This window comes from Streptomyces sp. NPDC048434, from assembly GCF_043200375.1.
GTDB lineage: Bacteria > Actinomycetota > Actinomycetes > Streptomycetales > Streptomycetaceae > Streptomyces.
Genome location: NZ_JBICXQ010000001.1, coordinates 271595 through 288355, shown reverse-complemented (window position 1 = coordinate 288355; position 16761 = coordinate 271595). Strand labels below are relative to the sequence as shown.

Sequence of the window (16761 nt, the reverse complement as noted above, 5' to 3'; positions counted from 1 at the left end):
GGTGGGCCGGCCACTGGTTTCTCCCCGAGGTTCTGCACCTGCCGCGCGAGCGCATCCCGCGCCATGTTGGCGTCCGTGAGGGCGCCGCTGAGGTGCTGGACAGTGAGGACGATCCAGGCCACAACCGCCCCGAGCAGCAGTGCACCGGCAAGGGCGATGGCGTCACCGCGACGCCACCGCCTTTCCTCGGCTCTGAGCTGTGAGCGCGTCATGACCCAGCCCCCTGAATGAGGAGAATGACGACGGGCAGCAGGACCCCGATCAGCGGAACAACGACTGCGCCGATCAGCCACCTTCGGGTGGCCACCAGCTTCTCCGAGTCCTTCTCTCGCAATGTCTCCAGCGTCGCGACCCGCGAAGCCAGCGCATCATGCCGCAGGTCGTACAACTTTTCGTCGACCTTGGTATCGATGCGGCGGCCGAGTTCCGCGAGATCCTCTCGGAGGTCCGCGAGCCGGTCCTCGACGCGCCTGGAAACCTCGCCGAGGGTCGGCTCTTCGGACATATACGCAACTCCCGTCAGACGCCCGCGGCGAGCGAAGCCGAGTTCTGTACGGCCTTCCACCTGGCCAGGAGCCCCTTAACGAGGGACAGCGCAGCAGCGACGCCACCAGCCAGCGCGGCGTACCACATGCTGCCGTCCAGCGGTTGGGTGACGGCTATGCCGCCAATGAACGCCTGTAGGAACGTCGCTATGGCCCGCTCGACGAGGTCACGCGCGAACGTCCGCGCGGTCTTGACCACAGTGTCAGCGGACGGGAGGGAAATCGGTTCAGCCATGATGGATCCGTTTCTGCTGGTCGGCGCGCCTTCGGGTCGCGCCGAAGGAGTGTCAGGAGACATACGGGACGTGCAGCTTGTCCCAGGTCGTCTTGCCGGGCGGCCACTGCGCCGCGGCGCCGGAGTAACCGCACTCGCGCTGCCACGCCTCGTAGCTGGCCTCGTCGCCCGAACCGATGACGTCCTTGTTCCGGCTGCTCTTGTACCGGTTGCAACCCACAGCAACGAGCCGGTCGTGCATCGCCGCGACAACCGGCGACCGGCGGCCGGCCTTGAACCAGGAGGCGCCGGGGAACGGCTGATATTTCGGCTTGCTGGCGGGCGGCTTCGAGGGCGTGCTCGTCCCAGCCGGGCGGGGAGCGCCCTTCTGCACCCACGCGTACAGGCTCGCCCCGGGGCAGCTGGTGGCGTAGCCGTCGCGATGGCCCTTGATCTCGTTGCCAGCGCCGTGCGCGCGCAGCAGCTCGATCCCGTCGCGGATCGCTCCCAGCATGGCGTCCGTCGGAGCGACCAGGCCCGAGGAGCCGACGAGCCCCACGATCGCGTAATGAGCGCGGTTCAGGGCCTGGTCACCATTGGCCCCCGTCCGCTTGCCGATGCCTCGACCCTCCAGCAGGTAGCCGTGAGGGCACGCGGCAAAGTTGTACGCAACGTCGGAGTAGTTCTCCGTCTTGTTCGCCAGGTGGCTCCGGCGTATCGCCTTCCACTCGGCGAGGCACGCGTCATGGTCAGCTAGCAACTTGGTGCTGACTGGCGACCCTTCGTAGTGGACCTTGACGCCCTTGGTGCTGGTCTGCGTGGGCGCGGCCGAAGCGGGCCAGCCCAGTTGGGCTCGGGTGACGAGCTTCATGATCGTTCTTCTCTCTGCGCAATCGAGCGGGTGGCGTCGTCCAGGCGCTCGTATTTCTCGTCGGTGCTGTGGCCGTCCCACGTCGCCGCGCCGGCCGGGACGTGCCCGAACAGGTCGAGGTCGTCGGGGCTGATGTGCCACGTCGCCTGACCGGTCGGCAGGCCCACGAACAGCACCGGCCAGTCCGGCTCGGCGGCATCGGCCCCATGGACAAGCACCGACGGATAAACGGCGGCGAGATGCGCCACCAGATGCGCCCGCTCGCGATACACCACAGACAGCGGGTCAACAGAACTGCCCACACGGGCCTCCAGTCCAGAAAGACGAAAGCCCCGGCCAGTCAGGCTCGGGGCTGGTGGTCAGGTGGCTTCCGGCTCGTCCGGATCGGACGGCGGAGCCGGCGGCGGCTCGCTGGGCGTGCCCGCTTCGGGCGGCGGCGGAGGCAACTGCGGCGCGTCGGGCCGGGGCCCGCGTGGCGGGCGCCCGTCGGTCGGGTCGGGAGGTGTGCTCATCTGGTCCTCAACTCTGGATGGTGTAAGCGGACGTGACGCTGGCGCGGATTGCTCCCGTGCCCGTGTTGCGGCGACCCATCAGCGACACGGTGATCTGCTGCATGTGCGCGAATTTGCCCAGGTCAAAAGGACCGAGCGTGTAGGGGAGCGCCGTGAAACCGATAGACGTTGGGGAACCTTGGGCTACGCCGTTGATGCGTACCTCGATGAAGCCGGTCGCGCCGCTGGTGTCCATGGCAGCCTCGACAGCCACGACGATTCGCGGCTGCTGCTTGTAGACGATGCCGTACCACAGCTCCGCCATGGACGTCGCCGACGTCCGCGGCCAGTAGTCCCAGCCGCCGTCAAACGCAGGGGTGAGCTGCACTGGCAGATACGGCCGGGCAAGGCCCGAGCCGCTCGTGGTGTCATCCGCGACGACCTGGTTCTCTGACCGGTCCCGCCACGACCACGCTTGTGTCCCGCCGCCGGTGCCAGCGAAACAGCTGAACAGCAGGGTGCCGTCCTCACGGCGTAGCCACATGGCCTGCTGCGGAGTGCCGTCGGGGTGATCGAAACGCTCGTCAGCGATGGCCCCGATGTCCACCATCCGCACGCCGCTGCTCGTGTCCATCGCGTGGCGGCCGCCGTTGACAATGCGCACCCCGCCCGCGCCGATCGTGGCCTGCTCCAGCCGCCGCGCGGCCCGCAACTCGCGCACCTCCCGCTCCAGCGTGGCTACGCGCCGCGCCATGGCCTGCATGTCCGGCGGCAGTTGGTCACCTGCTGTGGGCATCAGTCGTCCTCCACCAGGATCGGCCGGATCGCGTTCGATCCGGGCTCCAGCTCCCACGACCACGCGCGGGCCACGACGTCCGCCCCGTCCCGGTGCCGTGGCGAGGTCTCGACCGCGATGCGCACCGTGTCCCCGAGTCCCCAGTCCCGGCCGAGCCGAGGCGCCACGCTGGCCGCCGCCTCCACCGACCACACCCGCGCCCCGGTCTGCATCAGGGCCAAGGCTCGGGACGCATGGGCATTGAGCTGCGTGGGATCGTTCTGCCCGGCCGCCGGGGTGAACCGGTACACCCATCGCGGCCATCCGCCCGCGATCAGCGAATCGGCCACATACGCGCTGGACGAGAGCCGGCCGTCGCCCTCGCCCTCGCCGCGCGCCTGCGCGATCGTCGCGCCCTTGCCGGCCTCATAGGACTCGGCGAGGTTGTACGAGGTCACGCAGCCGGGGAAGTCAAAAACGGCCTCTGGTGAGGTGGACTGCACGCCGACCGTCGGGCGGATCCGGATCGGCAGCACGAACCCGTCATGCGACGGGTTCCACTGGACATCCACCGTCCACTCCGGGCCGCTTTCCATGCCCATCAGCTCCTGAAGGGCCGACAGCGCGGTGCGGTCGTCGCCGTCCAGCACCGAGTAGTCCATCAGCACGCCGGTGGCCGGCGCGTCCAGCTGGAACGGCGGGCCGTCGGTCATGGCCGGCCCGAGCACGGCAGCGCACACCGTGGCCTGGTCCTGCCGGACGAGGTTGATCGTGCCGGTGTACCGGCGGTCTAAATATGCCTCGGGCGTCGCCAGTTGCAGGTCCACAGTCTGCGCGCTGCCCCCGGCCCGCGTGAGCGTCAGCCCTGCCCACAGCGGGGTGTCCGTCGCCCTGTCCACCGCCACCAGCATGCTGCGACCCTGGTCCGTCGCGGGCTCCCAATCCACGGGCGTGCCGAGCAGGCCGAGCGTGCCGGAAAGGGTGGTGTGCGTCCCGAGCCGCCGCGACAGGGCACCCCCGGGGGAGAAGGACCGGAGTTCCTCGATGACGATCCCGGTGCGCAGGTCGCAGCCGTACCAGTCCAGCACGATCGGCAGGGACAGGTCCGGCTGGCCGAGCGGGGCGGCCATGAGCTGCGCGGTCATGCGAGCGGGTACTTAATGCCGCGCAGCGCCATCCACAGTGTCTCGGTGGCGCCGCTGGTGGCGTTGAACATGGCCACGGTGCCATCCGTGTTGAAGTCGATCTTTAGACCGGAGATGGCACCGGCCTCCCCGGCCGCGCTGGTGGCGTTACGCGGAATGATGAACGATGCCCGGTTCGCCGGCCGGAAGTTGCCGGCCAGAGTGGTGCTCAGCAGGTTCGACGTCTGCGCCCCGGACGCGCGGGTGCAACCGCCGTCCCACTCCATGTAATCCGTGCCGTGGTCGCGGACCTTGCGGTACCGGACCGGTCCGTTCAGGTTGCCGTTCGTGCTGCTGTCACCTTGCGTATAGCCGGTGCCGAGCGACGGTGTCGTCCAGGCCGGGGAGTCTGCCTTGACGTAGGTGTCCCAGGTGGTGCCGTTGTAGCGCAGCAGGTCAGTGCCATTGTCGTAGTACTGCCCGAGATATGGGCTGGTGGGGGCGACGCTGCTGGGCAGAATCCCGCCCGGTGCCACCGTGGTCGGCCGCACAGCGAGCGACACCGAAGGCGACCCGCCCCCCGACGGCGGCACGTTGATCGTTGCCAGGTAGAAACCGATCTGCGTGCCGGACGGCGTCGGGATGACCGGGGTGGACGACGCGGTGCCCGGCAGGTACACCACGTCGGCCTGTGTCAGCCCGCTGCCGTCCACAGCGTTGTCCCACACCCGCAGATACACCAGATCGATCCTGCTGAGCGTGGCGTGCGCGGCCTGCAGCGTGCCCGTCCACGCCGCCGGCAGCGCCGCCCTGTACGTGCCCTGGCCCGTGTACCAGACCCAACCCACGCCCGCAGTGACGTTGATCGTGGTCCCGGACAGACTCGTGACCAACCCCGGGTCTCCCGGCCGGACGCCGGAACGGGCCCCGAAGCTGCTGCCGTTGCCCATCACGCCGAGCAACGCCGCGCGGCGCAGCTCTATGCCGTCGTAGGTGATCCCATTGATGTCAAGCGGATCAAAGGGCATTTGGTCTCCTCACATCCAGGCCGAGCGCCACTGGACGGTCAGCAGAGCGGTAGCGGAATAGACGGCCGAACGGAACTGGTACGAGACCGCTCCGCCATCGGGGATGGTGGGCCAGCCCTGAGGCGCGGACACGAACCGCCGACGGCTGACGTTGCCGTTCAGGACCGCGGTGTGCATGTCCGTGTCGATGGCCAGCACGTCACCGTCCAGCAGGTCGAAGGTGATGCGGATGACGCGCACCGAGCCGTCCGGCATCTGCCCATAGACCCGCGGCTGGGACACCGGGCCCGTGATCGTGAGAACCGGCCGGGTGTCGATGCTGCCTTCGTTGTAGGCGTCGACCTGCCCGGCCACCGTGGTGGCCGAGATGGTGTACGGCAGCGTGTACGGCAGCGTCAGCCCGCCAGTGGTGGACGGCAGCGCGGTGGTGCCCTGCTGAAGATCGGTGCTGTAGCGGCGCGGGTCTTCGGCCGTGACCATCACGCTGTAGCTGGCGATCCGGTCCGTCGTGTACTGGATCAGCGGCTTCCCAGACCGCTTCACCACGCACTGCTTCGGCCGGGACTCCTGCACGACGAGGAGCGTGGGTGTCAGTGCGGCGGCGGCCCGGATCCGCTCCATCGCGTCGTCCAGCACGCCGCGGTCCGGGGCCGTGATGGTCCCGGCCAGTGTGATGGGCCGCTCGCCCAGGTAGACCGGCCCCTGCCACGCCCCGTGGTCCCCCTCGCGCTGCTGCATCTCCGACCGGCTCTCGGAGCCGTCCCAGCCCTCCATGCTCTGGAGTGACCAGGCCACCCCGGAGCCATCCACCCCGCCCAGGGGGATGGTCCCGAGGTCGGCCCGCAGCCCGTCGAGCGTGTCACCCGCGGTGTACGGCATCGCGCCTCCTATCCGACGAAAGCGAGATGCCTCGCGATGTCCCGGGCCTGCTCGCCCGAGGTCTGCTTAGCTCCGTACAGGTTCACCGTGGTGGTCCGGTCGCCCTCGCGCACCGTCTGCTGGCCGGTGTCCCGGGCGGCCCCGTACCGGCCAGCGGGGATGAGCTGGTAGCCCATCAGTCCCGCAGTCCGCGCCAGCAGCCCGGCCGAACGGCTACTGCCGTTGACCGGTATCCACGACTCCACATCGCCGGCCTCCGCCGCGAGCACCGCGGTGGGCCGGGTGAGGATGCCGCCCCGCGCCATCGCCGCGGCCCCGGACTGCCCCGCCCACTGCGCCAGGAATGCGCTCTTGTACGCGCTCGGCAGCTTGCTGATCTGCGCGAGCATCCGCGGCACCAGCGTCCGCAGCGTGCTGAACTCCACCCCAGCCCCGAGGACATCGGCGATACCGGCACCCTTCTTCGACCGCAGCGCCGACAGCACCAACAGGCTGTTAGTGAGGTCGTCGCCCGTCAGCGCGCCCTGGTTGGCCTTCACCGCGGCGTTGGCCTTGGTCGCGTCCGCCGCGCTGCCGGTCGCAGCCTGATGCGCGAGCGTCGCCGCCGTGTCATCACCCTGAGCAGCGAGGGCCTGCGCGAGGTCCCCGAAGCCGCGGGATGCCAGCGTCTGAAGATCCGCCGCGAACTGCTGCGAATCCTTCGTGCTGGCCCCGAGTTGCCGCGTGAAGTCGGACAGCGTGGCCTGAGCCACGCCACCGGTCTGCTTCAATTTCTTGATGATGTCGTTGAACTGCTTCGTGGACGCGCCGGCCAGCGAGTTGACGAGGGCATAGCCGTCCTCGCCCATGTCCTGCAGCATCTGCCGGACGTCCTCGCCGCCGCGAACAGCGATCTTCTGTAGGTTCGACCGCCACTTGAGCGTCGCAGCCACCGAGCTGTTCAGCTGCTTCTGGTACGCCGCGAGGTTGAAGCTCGTCGGTGCCTTGGCGCCCTTCTTCACGCCGAGCGCGGCGTCCGCGGCGTAGACGTCCTTGCGCTCTGCCGTCACCTTGGAGTCGGCCGAGCGCTTCGCGGAGCGCGCCTTGTCCACCCGCGACTGCGCGGACCGGAGCTGAGTGGCCGTGTGCTTGCCGTGCCGCACCCTGCTCAGGTTCTTCTCAGCGTCGTGCAAGGCGGTCGCCTTCTTCTTGGCATCCGCCATCGCGCTGGTGAGCGACTTCCAGGCGTCTTTGAGGTCTTGCACCTCCTTGTCGTACCGCTCCTTGGCATCTCCGGTGCCGCCCAGCACCGCGGCGCCGGTCGGCGTGTAGCTGAAGCCGTTCAGGCCGCCGCCGGCCAAACGCGGCAGAGCGCCGCCGCCGGCGAACTTCGGGAGGCTCCCACTGTTGATGGCGTTCAGCAGACCAAGGCCGTACTTCGCGACCGCCGCCGACCGAACGACGAATTCCGTATCCGAGACCATCGCCGGCCCTGACGGGAAAAGGGCCAGGATGGAGTCTGAGGTACCGGAGCCCGGGCCGCGGATGTACCCGCCGTCCGGGTACATCTGGACGTCACCGCCCGAGGCATATCGCCCGATCGACCCACCGCGGGCCCTGGTCTCCAACGCGTTCTTCATGCCCTGGCTGTTGCCCACGGTGCGGAAGTACTTCGTGATGCTGATGCTCACGACTTTGTCCCGCAGAGACGCGATCTGCGCCTTCAGTGCAGCGATAGAGGAGGCCGGCCCGGACGTGGGCACAGTGATCCGAACCTGATGGTTCGGCAGCGTCTCGACCTTGTACCCAATGCCCTTCAACGCTGCGATAGCGGGCCCGCTTGGCGCCTTAACATCGATCGTTTTCCCGGGCGGAACGTCCTTGACCTTCTTCCGGATCGTGTCCAGCTCGCCCGCAGTTTTCTGCGCGTCAACGGCCGTGACGCGGGTGTCCTTCGCACCCGGCAGCTGGGCGTACGCCGATGTCAACTTCCGGATCTGCGACTCGGTGAACCCGGCTTGGTGCATCGTGCGCTTGAGGGCGCTGATGTCCTTTTCCAGGACAGCTTGTCCGGCCTCGACGGTTCCCTTCTGGTCGGCGACCGCCTGCGCATGCTCCATCGCCGCCTTCGCGGCGTCGAGGAACGCCGACTTGACCTTTCGGCCTTTCTCCGACGTGGTGTCGAGGCTGTGCCCGTTCTCCTTCACCGCGGCGGTCAAGTCGTGCAGCGACTGCCGGAAGCTGATCTCGCCTTCCGCTGCGGTGATGTTGATCCCGTTCAACGACTTCAGCGCATCGGTCAGCTTTTCCGCCGCGCTTCGCTGGTCCTCGAACTCCTGCTTGGTCATGTCGGCGGCCTTGCCCAAGTCCTTTTGGGAGTCGCCAGTTGTTTTGGACTGGACGCTGGTCTGCGCCAGCGCATCGGTGTACCCGGGCAGCAGCGACTTGAAATCAGCCGTGCTCTGCCCGCTCTTCTTGACGACATCTGCCAGGCCGTTGAACGTCGCCTTCGCTTCCGACACAGCGCCGCCCTGCACCAGACTCGTCAATGCCTGGTCGATAGCGTGCAGCTTGTCCTTCGCATCGTCCAACTGCAGCGGGCCCTTGCCGCCCATGATGTCCTGATCGCTGAAAAGCTTGAACTGCTGCGTCATATGGTCGAGGCGGTCAGCGACACTCGGATTTGCAACTTGCTTAACCGCTTCTCCGAGATCCCCGAGATCCTTACCGAACGCCTTAGCTAGTTCCCCAGACGCCTTCCCTTTTTTCGTAAAGTCCAGAAGCGATTCGCTCAGCTTGTTCGCGGACGGCGGAGCCTCCCGCATCTCGGCCTTGAGTTCCCGGATGCCATAAGCGACCGCGGCCACCCCCGCGACCACGCCGCCGACCCTGCCCAGTCCAGCCAGCATGCCGCGAGCCCGGGACGCTGTGAGCCCCATGGCCGTCAGCTCCCGGCGCACAGTCATGATGCGCGGCAGCATCAGCAGCAGCGCCGAACCCGCCAGGCCCACCGCACCGGCAATGCCGGCGAACGCAGTGACGCCCTTCTGCACCGCAGGATCGAGGTTGTTGTACCAGCTCACGAGCCCAGTAACGGTCTGCGTCATCGACCGGAGGACCCCATTCGCCGAGGACCCCGACGAGATCAGACCCGTCTCCAGCGAGCTGGTCAGCCGCTCCCAGTCACCCGCCAGGTTGTCGGTCATCGTGGCCGACATCCGCGACGCATACCCGGAGTCGCTGACCGCCTTGGTCCACTTATCGACGCCCGCCGCGCCGGCCTGGTACAGGATCGACGCGGAACGAACCGCATCCGACCCGAAGATCACGCCGAAGGCGGCGTTGCGCGCCTCTGGAGTGAGCCCGGAGAAGCTGGTGTGGAGCCGCTGTGCCATCTCCGACAGACCGACGAAATTCCCGTCCGCGTCGTACGCCGAGAACCCCACTTTGTCCATGGCGTCGGCGGCCTCGGTCGACTGCGGCGTGAGCCGCTGCAGCATGGTCTTCAGCGAGGTGCCCGCGTCGCTGCCCGTGAGGGCATTCTGCGCGAACAGCGCCAGGGTCCCAGAGGTGTCCTCAAGGGACAGGCCCGTCTGGGACGCGACGAGGGCCGCCTGCCGGAAGGCCATGCTCATGTTGTGCACGTCGGTGGCCGACTTGCCGGCGCCTGCCGAGATGACGTCCGCGATGTGCGGCACGTCTCTGCCCGACAGCCCGAAAGCATTCATCGCCTGCGCGGCGACTACGGCCGAATCCCCGAGCTCCATCTGGCCGCTCGCGGCCAGGGCAAGGCTGCCCTTCAGCGCACCGCCGATGATGTCACTGGTCGAGATACCAGCCTTCGCCAGCTCGGCTTCCGCGGTCGCCGCCTCGCTGGCGCTGTACTTCGTGGCGTTGCCCGCGTCGATCGCTGCCTTCCGCAGCTTGGCCATGTTCGCGGCCGACTCGTTCGTGGCCGCCCTCACCTCGGACATGCCCTTGTCGAACTTGGCCGCAGCCAGCGCAGCCGCCGCGAACGCCGCCAGCAGGCCGAGGCTGGCCGTACGCGCGGCCTCCAGCGCCTTCTTGCCGTTGGTGGCTACGCCCATGATGGATGCACCCGCCGCAATGGCGGTCAGCCGCATGTTCCCGAACGCGCGGGACGTAGCCGCGGCGGCAGCGTTCCAGCGCGCGCTTACCCAGGACGCGGCTGTACCGGCGGCTGACCGCACAGCCGCCATCGACCGCGTCAGGACACCCGTCGTCGCCCGCCAGCGTCCAGCGATGGCGCTGCCCACAGCGTTCCAACGCGATGCCACAGCTCCAGCGCCCGCAGACAGCCCAGCCGCCGTCCGAGCCCCAGCCTCCCGAGCGACAGCTGCAGTCCGCGTAAACCGCGACTCGATCGCCCGACCCGCCGCGTTCCAGCGCGCCGACACCTGCGCCGCCGCCCGGCTCGACGCCGCCTGAATCGGCGAGAACGACGCCGCTCCCCGGGCTCCCGCCCGCTGCATCGTCGCGGAGATGGTCTGCGCCGCCTGCTGCGTACTGCGCGCAGCCTGCCGCATCGCGGCTTGGTACGGCGTCGCGTTGCCCGTGAGGGTCACCCGCACTGTGCGGTCCGCCATGACGGGTCACCCCCGTTTCGTGATGGAGACGTGAATGCCTCTGTCGTCACCGCCCGCCCGCTGATAGCGGTGGGACTCCCGGGCGCCCGTCGCGCACGCGTGACAGCGCAACAGCTCCGCCTGATAGCTGAATTCGTTGTCGGGGTTCGCCGCTTCGCTCCACGGCTGGCCGCAGTCCGGGCAGCACTCCCGCTCTACCTCGGCGAGCGCGAGCGCCCAGGCCCTGTCCTCATCGAGCCACAGCGCCTCGCCCGGTCCCGGCATGGGGCGCCCCATGAAAATGGAGCGTGGGACACCCCACGCCCGAGCTGTCTCTACTTCCCGTCGGAAAGGGAGCTCAGCATCGCGGATGCGCTCACAGAGAAAGGGACGCTCGTCGCCTCCGTGTTGACCTCGAAAGCCGCCTGCCACAGCTCATCGCGCTGCCCCTGGTTCAGCACCTCGAACAGCTCGGTGACCTGGTCCGGCGTCATGGCCGGCTCGATCGCGGCCGCCGAGATCAGAGCCCGCGGGAACGTGTCCGGGTCGAAGCTCTGCCCCTTGCCACCCGGGTGCGCGGCGAGCAGATCAGACCACACCTTCTCGCCGAGCGCCCGGAACCTGAACTCCGTCTCGCTCTTCCGCATCCGCTCCCGCGCGGCCTTGATGCGCTTAGCCAACGCCTCACCCGGGTTCTTCGCCCCAAGGCTTTCCGGCTCCCAGGTGTCCGACAGCTCGGCCAACTGCCGTTCCATCCGATCCACCTCGGCCGCCTCATCACCCGCGAGGTACAGCGCCACGGACCGCTCACGCGGCCGCGCCCGCTTCAGGATGTCGGTGATGTCGGGCATCAGGCCACCGTCGCGCGGGTCGTCGGAGCATCAGTGAGCATCATCTTCGACACGAACTTGCTGACCTCATTCGCGGCCGGCGGCTGCGAACCCGGCTCACCGCACACCACCGGGTATACCTCGACCGACTGGCCCGCGGCGAACGTGGTCTCGAAGTCCACGCCACGCCGGACGACAAGGCTGCCGTGGGTGGCGTAGGTGAGCGTGGTCCACGGCTGCTCTTCCTGCGTGGTGGTACCACGCTTGAAAGTCAGCTCGATGTCGAACTTCACGCGGCCCGCTTCGGCGGTGTCGAACCGCGAGGCCAGCGAACTGGTGTCAACATCCGCCGTGTCGGGGTCGATCTTGAGACCGTCCGGGGTGATGCGGCTGGTGTAGTCGGCCAGCGCGTTCAATTCGGTCGCGGTCGGCGCGGTCTGGCTGCTGAGCGACGGCGCCCAGACCACCTTTGTCTTGCCATCACTGATCAGGTCGGACATGGGGCCCTCCTCGGGGCATGAAAAAAGCCCCGGTCAAGGGGCGGGAGCGGACTGTGGAGAGGGTCAGATGCGCAGTGCGGCGACGGTGACGCTCGTAGTCGAAGAGAAAGTCACCGCGGCCAGACCGTCGGTGGTGCCGGCGAACAGCTCGGCGGGGATCGGGCCGATCATCTTGTCGCCCGTCGTGGCAGGCACGGTCACCACCAGGTCAGCCGCAGTCTGCCCGCGCACCGTCCCGGTCGCGGTAAGCGTGACGGTCATCGACGAGCCCGCCGTGTTCTTCACGTGCAGGAACGTCCGCTCACCACACGCGATCTTCGTACCCGAAGCGGCGGCACTGTAGGTAGGCGTAAGGCCGGCGATACCAATCGCCTGCGCTGTCAGGGTTGCCATGATGACCTCCAGGTCAGGCAGTTGAGTGCAGCCCGTACTGGACGGGCAGGAAATACAGGGGTGGGCTCACGTCGTCATCCCGGGCCACCGGCGGGCCACCCAACTCCTCCGGCCGCCACGCAGCCCGGCCCTCCACCACCAGCCGGGGGAACAATGCCTTGCGGACCTGCTGAGCCACCCAGAGGCATTCGGTGGCCGTCGGGCCAATGCAGGTCACCTGGAAGAGCAACGCGAAATCCGTGCGTCGGTCCGCCAGAGACTCACGCCCGACCTTGCCCGGGTCGAAGTACACGACGGCATAGCGCCGGTTGGCGGGCACCGGCGATGGGGCGCCGCCCTGCCCCACCGCCAGCCCTGCGCCCTCCAGCGCACCCACCACCGCATCGAGGTGGGGCCCAATGTCCGGTGCCGTCGTCATCGCCACGGCATCCGGAGAGTCACAGCAGCGACGGCCGCAACGAACCGCGGGTCTTCCTCGGCCAGGGCGCGGCCGCCGTCGTTGTGCGGCGGGTTATGCACGCTGCCGAACTCCAAGATCGCTCCGTAGGACGCTTGCAGATGGTCCTTGCTTCGGTCCGGCCCGATCTCTGCGTGGGCGCCCCCGGGGATGGGGTGGACGTCGTAGTTGACGGTGTACGGGTACAGCCGCGCATGCCGCCCGGACGTGACGATGGCGTTCTCTCTCCACCCGTTCTTGACGTTGAGCGCGCCGCGGGTCACCACCCGCGCCATCTGCTGAGCAGCGTCCGCTGCGCTGCGCTGAAAAACGAGCGCCGTTCGCGTCAGTTGCCGCACGTCAGCCGTCGTCATGATCTGTCCTCCGCGCTGATCCGCCACGCCGTTGACGTGCTGCCGTACTCCACACCCGTCACCCACAGCCGCAGCCCCACCAGGCGTGCGTCCCGCGACGCATCCACGTCCACCAGGACGCCCGGCACCACCCGCTCAGGCGGAGCAGGCGAATCCCACGGGACGCTGATCGTGTACTGCCGCAGCGTGACGTTTCGCTCGCCCGCGTCGACTTCCTTACCGAGCCGCGCCACCGGTTTGACCCGGGCGAGCCCGGAGTAGAGAACCGTACCGGTACCCGGCGTCGTCGTTCCCGTGCCCCAGTCGAACCCATCGTCCACGGAAGCCCGGAGCGTGATTTGCTCGCGCATCAGCTCGGCCGCCGCCGCCCGGCCCGCGGCCAGCAGCGCATCCAACGCGCTCACGACGGCATCACCGTGAACGCCGCACGCCGGTACGGCCGCAGCGCTTCCTTGTGATCCCGGTTCAGGGACGCGCCACCGATCGTCTCCGAGGCGAACACGCGCCGATAGTCGTCGATGGCCTCTTCCCTCAGCGCCTGCGGGTTGCTCAGGTTCATCACTGCCAGGTCCAGCACGATGTCCACGACGTCGTCAGGGACTTCGGTGTAGCCGTGGGAGTAGGTGACCCGCACCCGCGGCGCCCACACCCCGCTCGGTCGGTTCCAGGGCCAGCCCATCAGCCGCGTGGGCTGGTACCAGGGCTCGCCCCGGGTCAGCTCCGCGCCGAGCCGCGTGTAATCCCGGCCCTCGACGCACTCCAGCTCGATGCCCGTCATTCCGGACAGCTCGGTGACCGTCAACGGGTGGCTGGCGTCCACGATCAGCGGGCGCTGCGGAAGGGCCAAGACCCGGCCGCCGCCAGCCAGCGTGATGGTGTCGCCTTCTATGAGGGTGAAGTCCTGCCGCGTGTACTTCCGCACGCGGGCCGATGCGCGCCGCAGCGCCATCGTGGCGGCGGGACCGGTCACGGTCGCGCCGCCGGCAGCGAGGTCGGCCGTCGTGGCCAGCGGTGGCAGTGCCATGACGGCCCCTCTCACTCGCCAGAGTCAGCGTCGGCGATCTTCTGCAGCTTCTTCAGCAGCGTCGACCGCGGCTTGTCCTTCGCGGTCTCCTGCTCGATGGCGTCCTCGGCGCGCTCCGGGTCGTCGCCGACCCACGCCACGACGTCGTCCGCATTGCCGTCGATGTCGAGCTCGGTGACCTGCTTGCCGCCACTCGGCTCCTGGCCGTCGCCCCCAGCCCCGCCGTCATCAGGGGCTTGTTCGCTGTCTGCGCCCTCGGCGGCTGCGGGCTGCCAGTCGGCGGCCGCGTCGTCGGCCGGCTCGACGTCCGACCCGGTCTCCAGCAGATGCAGGGCCAGACCGCCTGATACTTCCTCGCCCTCGGAAATGTCGATCAGCCGATAGTTGTAGTACGGCCGCAGGGCCGCACGTGCGCGCACGCGCATGATTCCTCCGTCCCGCGGCCGGGCCCCCAGTGGGGCCCGGCCGGCAGTGGCTCAGGCGTGCTCCAGCACGACGGCGCGCTTGAACAGGGCGCTGTCGCCACCGGCGAGCGCGTCGGACGGGACTCCGAAGTCGCCGACCCAGGACCACGAGGTGCTGACGATCTGCTGGAGGCGGTCCTGCGGCGGCCGCACGATCCGCGCCACCTGCACGTTCGGCGCGGCGTCGATCATCGCGATGTCCGGGACATCGTCCACGCCCGTCTCGCCGAGCAGTTCGGCCATGCCCTCGAACGGTGCGGACACCAGGGCACCCGCGCCGAGCACGATCGGTCGGTGAACGGGGACCGCGCCACCCGAGCCGCCGAGAAGCGTCGGGCACTCGTTGTTTCGGACCCAGTCGATCCCGCCGAACCGGCCGATGGACAGGTCCGTGTAGATCGGGCTGTCCACCCGCCCCTGAAGGGCCTGCTTGAACTCGCTGTCGGAGAACAGCTGCGCCTCGGTGTCGGGATCGATGTGCGCGACGTAGTAGCCGCCGACGGTGGGAACGCTCATCTTCCGCAGACGGGTGACCGCTGCCCGGAACATCGCGAACGTCGCCACGTTGCTCGTGGTGAGGTCGTACGCGGTGTCGCCGGTCGGCCTGATCGTCGTCGGCGCGTTCGACGCCACCACGTAGTCGCCGGCGGTGTCCGCTCGCGCAGTGCCCAGCGTCAGCGTGTTCGTGCCGGTGTTGACGCCGGTCACGGTGTTGGCGACGCCCTCGATCGTGACGTTCAGCGGGTTCGACGCGGACACCGCGGTGAGCACGCCGTCCACCATCACGTACTGGAACCCGGCCACGGAGCTCACGACCATGGAAGTGTCAGACGACCCGCCCGTGGTCACCCAGGCGCGGCCGCCGGCGTAGGCGCCGTACAGCTTGTTCCGGGCGATCTGGTTGAGGGACTGCCCGGCGTTGATGCCGAGAGTCTGCACGTCGGCCATGAACTTGCTGGCCAGAGCCATCTTGCTGCCCAGCATGTTCGTGTCGACGGCGAGGCCGTACTGATCCATCGTGACGGACCACTGCTCGATGCCGTAGGTCGCGGCCGAGGTGTCGTTGCCGGTGATCGGGGTGGTGGACGGCGTCAGCAGACCCTTGCGGGTCATGATCCGCGTGTCGCCCAGCCCACCCTGCCACGGCTCACTGTCGGCGATGGCCGGGAAAATGAACTCCGGCCGCATCGCCTCCTGGAACACCCTGTCGAGCAGGCCGTTCTGCATCATGGCGCGGATCGCGGCCGGGACGGTCGAGCGGACAGCGTGCCGGTCCAGCCGGAACCACGAAGGCCGCGTAGCGGTCTTGGTCATGCTCACTCCTGTGTGATGTCGACGGACACGAGGTCCGGATACTGCGCGGCCACCTGTTCCAGGCCGAGCAGAGCGGTTTGGGTTATGGCGCTGACAGCGGCGCAGACCCGCCCATCCGCCGCGTGCTCCTCGTGACCGTCGACCTCAATGGAGGTCCGGCCGTCGCCCAGCCGGGCACGAATACGGATCACGCGCGCAGGCGGAACCCCGGCACGCTCTCGGCCAGTGCGGCTTCGAGTTCATCCCGGTTGGCGGTACGGAAATCGGTCGGCGGCGAGTCCTTCCGGGCGCCCTGGCCCGGGTCCGGCTTCGGCACCTTCTTCTTCTCGGGCTCCGGCGCGGCCTTGCGCAGATGGGGCTTGCGCCCCAGCAGCGCTTCCAGGTCCGTGGCGATGGCATCCGTGTCGATCTCGCCGTCGCCATCGGCGTACGACGCCAGATCAAGGAACGCCGCCGCGTCCTCGACGTCCGCGAATGCCGACGCGGCCGCCTTCACCTCGGCGAGCACAGCCCGCTTCGTGGCCTTCTCGGCGCGCTCGGCGGCCTTATCGGCCTTCGACGTGGCCTTGTCCAGCTCCGACTTGTCGCGGTCCTCGAACTCCTGGACCTTGCGCTGCGCCGCGGCCGCGGCCTTCTTCGCGGCTGCCGCCTCCTTCTTGGCCTCAGCGCGCTCTGCCTTCATCCGGTCGAGGGCCTTCTTACCGGCATCGCCGAGCTTGTCGGCGCCCTCAGGCTCCGGCTCGTCGTCCGGATCCTCGTCGGGTTCTTCCGGCTCGTCCGGCTCCGGGTCCTTCACCTCCGGCTCGTCCGGCTCGGGGTCGTCGTGTCGGTTCAGCCGGAACCAGTCCGCGCCCTGAGCGGCGGACAGCCAGCGCTTACGCGTGTTGTGCATGGTGATCTCCCATTGCGGGACGGCGGCCACGCCTTGCGCGCG

The 16761-nt window shown here is 68.6% G+C and carries 21 protein-coding genes; all 21 read right to left on the bottom strand.

Features of this window, described 5'->3' with window-relative positions:
- Positions 1 to 208 precede the first annotated feature (208 nt).
- Complete coding sequence (locus ACGFWI_RS01365; RefSeq protein WP_393903828.1) at positions 209 to 505, bottom strand: hypothetical protein; 297 nt, start codon at positions 503 to 505, stop codon at positions 209 to 211.
- 14 nt (positions 506 to 519) lie between these two features.
- On the bottom strand, positions 520 to 780 hold the full coding sequence (locus ACGFWI_RS01360; protein WP_393903827.1) for a hypothetical protein: 261 nt from the start codon (positions 778 to 780) through the stop codon (positions 520 to 522).
- Positions 781 to 832: 52 nt separating this feature from the next.
- Positions 833 to 1630, bottom strand: a complete 798-nt coding sequence (locus ACGFWI_RS01355) for a peptidoglycan-binding protein (RefSeq protein WP_393903826.1) — start codon at positions 1628 to 1630, stop codon at positions 833 to 835.
- Positions 1627 to 1932, bottom strand: a complete 306-nt coding sequence (locus tag ACGFWI_RS01350) for a hypothetical protein (RefSeq protein WP_393903825.1) — start codon at positions 1930 to 1932, stop codon at positions 1627 to 1629. Before ACGFWI_RS01350 ends, ACGFWI_RS01355 begins: the two co-directional genes overlap by 4 nt.
- A 217-nt stretch (positions 1933 to 2149) precedes the next feature.
- On the bottom strand, positions 2150 to 2917 hold the full coding sequence (locus ACGFWI_RS01345; protein WP_393903824.1) for a hypothetical protein: 768 nt from the start codon (positions 2915 to 2917) through the stop codon (positions 2150 to 2152).
- Positions 2917 to 4041 carry a hypothetical protein gene (locus tag ACGFWI_RS01340; protein ID WP_393903823.1) on the bottom strand — a complete coding sequence of 375 codons (1125 nt, stop codon included), beginning with the start codon at positions 4039 to 4041 and terminating at the stop codon, positions 2917 to 2919. Before ACGFWI_RS01340 ends, ACGFWI_RS01345 begins: the two co-directional genes overlap by 1 nt.
- Positions 4038 to 5048, bottom strand: coding sequence for a hypothetical protein (locus ACGFWI_RS01335; RefSeq protein WP_393903822.1), 1011 nt, complete (start codon positions 5046 to 5048; stop codon positions 4038 to 4040). The genes ACGFWI_RS01340 and ACGFWI_RS01335 overlap by 4 nt, the downstream gene beginning before the upstream one ends.
- 9 nt (positions 5049 to 5057) lie before the next feature.
- Positions 5058 to 5927, bottom strand: a complete 870-nt coding sequence (locus ACGFWI_RS01330) for a phage distal tail protein (protein WP_393903821.1) — start codon at positions 5925 to 5927, stop codon at positions 5058 to 5060.
- Between the two features lie 8 nt (positions 5928 to 5935).
- Positions 5936 to 10030 (bottom strand): phage tail tape measure protein, encoded by a 4095-nt coding sequence (locus ACGFWI_RS01325; protein ID WP_393903820.1) that lies wholly within the window; start codon positions 10028 to 10030, stop codon positions 5936 to 5938.
- Between the two features lie 489 nt (positions 10031 to 10519).
- Positions 10520 to 10789: a hypothetical protein gene (locus ACGFWI_RS01320; RefSeq protein ID WP_393903819.1), complete on the bottom strand. Its 270-nt coding sequence runs from the start codon at positions 10787 to 10789 to the stop codon at positions 10520 to 10522.
- A 38-nt stretch (positions 10790 to 10827) separates the two neighbouring features.
- Positions 10828 to 11343, bottom strand: a complete 516-nt coding sequence (locus ACGFWI_RS01315; RefSeq protein ID WP_393903818.1) for a hypothetical protein — start codon at positions 11341 to 11343, stop codon at positions 10828 to 10830.
- Positions 11343 to 11822, bottom strand: a complete 480-nt coding sequence (locus tag ACGFWI_RS01310) for a hypothetical protein (RefSeq protein ID WP_393903817.1) — start codon at positions 11820 to 11822, stop codon at positions 11343 to 11345. Before ACGFWI_RS01310 ends, ACGFWI_RS01315 begins: the two co-directional genes overlap by 1 nt.
- A gap of 63 nt (positions 11823 to 11885) precedes the next feature.
- The gene (locus ACGFWI_RS01305) at positions 11886 to 12215 is read right to left on the bottom strand and encodes a hypothetical protein (protein ID WP_393903816.1); all 330 of its coding nucleotides are present in this window, start codon (positions 12213 to 12215) and stop codon (positions 11886 to 11888) included.
- A 13-nt stretch (positions 12216 to 12228) separates the two neighbouring features.
- Positions 12229 to 12633, bottom strand: a complete 405-nt coding sequence (locus ACGFWI_RS01300; RefSeq protein WP_393903815.1) for a hypothetical protein — start codon at positions 12631 to 12633, stop codon at positions 12229 to 12231.
- On the bottom strand, positions 12630 to 13025 hold the full coding sequence (locus tag ACGFWI_RS01295) for a hypothetical protein (protein ID WP_393903814.1): 396 nt from the start codon (positions 13023 to 13025) through the stop codon (positions 12630 to 12632). Before ACGFWI_RS01295 ends, ACGFWI_RS01300 begins: the two co-directional genes overlap by 4 nt.
- On the bottom strand, positions 13022 to 13429 hold the full coding sequence (locus tag ACGFWI_RS01290) for a DUF6093 family protein (protein WP_393903813.1): 408 nt from the start codon (positions 13427 to 13429) through the stop codon (positions 13022 to 13024). Before ACGFWI_RS01290 ends, ACGFWI_RS01295 begins: the two co-directional genes overlap by 4 nt.
- Positions 13426 to 14049, bottom strand: a complete 624-nt coding sequence (locus ACGFWI_RS01285; protein ID WP_393903812.1) for a hypothetical protein — start codon at positions 14047 to 14049, stop codon at positions 13426 to 13428. The genes ACGFWI_RS01290 and ACGFWI_RS01285 overlap by 4 nt, the downstream gene beginning before the upstream one ends.
- Before the next feature lie 11 nt (positions 14050 to 14060).
- Complete coding sequence (locus tag ACGFWI_RS01280; protein WP_393903811.1) at positions 14061 to 14474, bottom strand: hypothetical protein; 414 nt, start codon at positions 14472 to 14474, stop codon at positions 14061 to 14063.
- A gap of 51 nt (positions 14475 to 14525) precedes the next feature.
- Positions 14526 to 15827 (bottom strand): hypothetical protein, encoded by a 1302-nt coding sequence (locus ACGFWI_RS01275; protein ID WP_393903810.1) that lies wholly within the window; start codon positions 15825 to 15827, stop codon positions 14526 to 14528.
- A 2-nt stretch (positions 15828 to 15829) separates the two neighbouring features.
- Positions 15830 to 16018 (bottom strand): ribosomal-processing cysteine protease Prp, encoded by a 189-nt coding sequence (locus tag ACGFWI_RS01270; RefSeq protein ID WP_393903809.1) that lies wholly within the window; start codon positions 16016 to 16018, stop codon positions 15830 to 15832.
- Positions 16015 to 16719 (bottom strand): hypothetical protein, encoded by a 705-nt coding sequence (locus ACGFWI_RS01265; RefSeq protein WP_393903808.1) that lies wholly within the window; start codon positions 16717 to 16719, stop codon positions 16015 to 16017. The genes ACGFWI_RS01270 and ACGFWI_RS01265 overlap by 4 nt, the downstream gene beginning before the upstream one ends.
- Positions 16720 to 16761 lie beyond the last annotated feature (42 nt).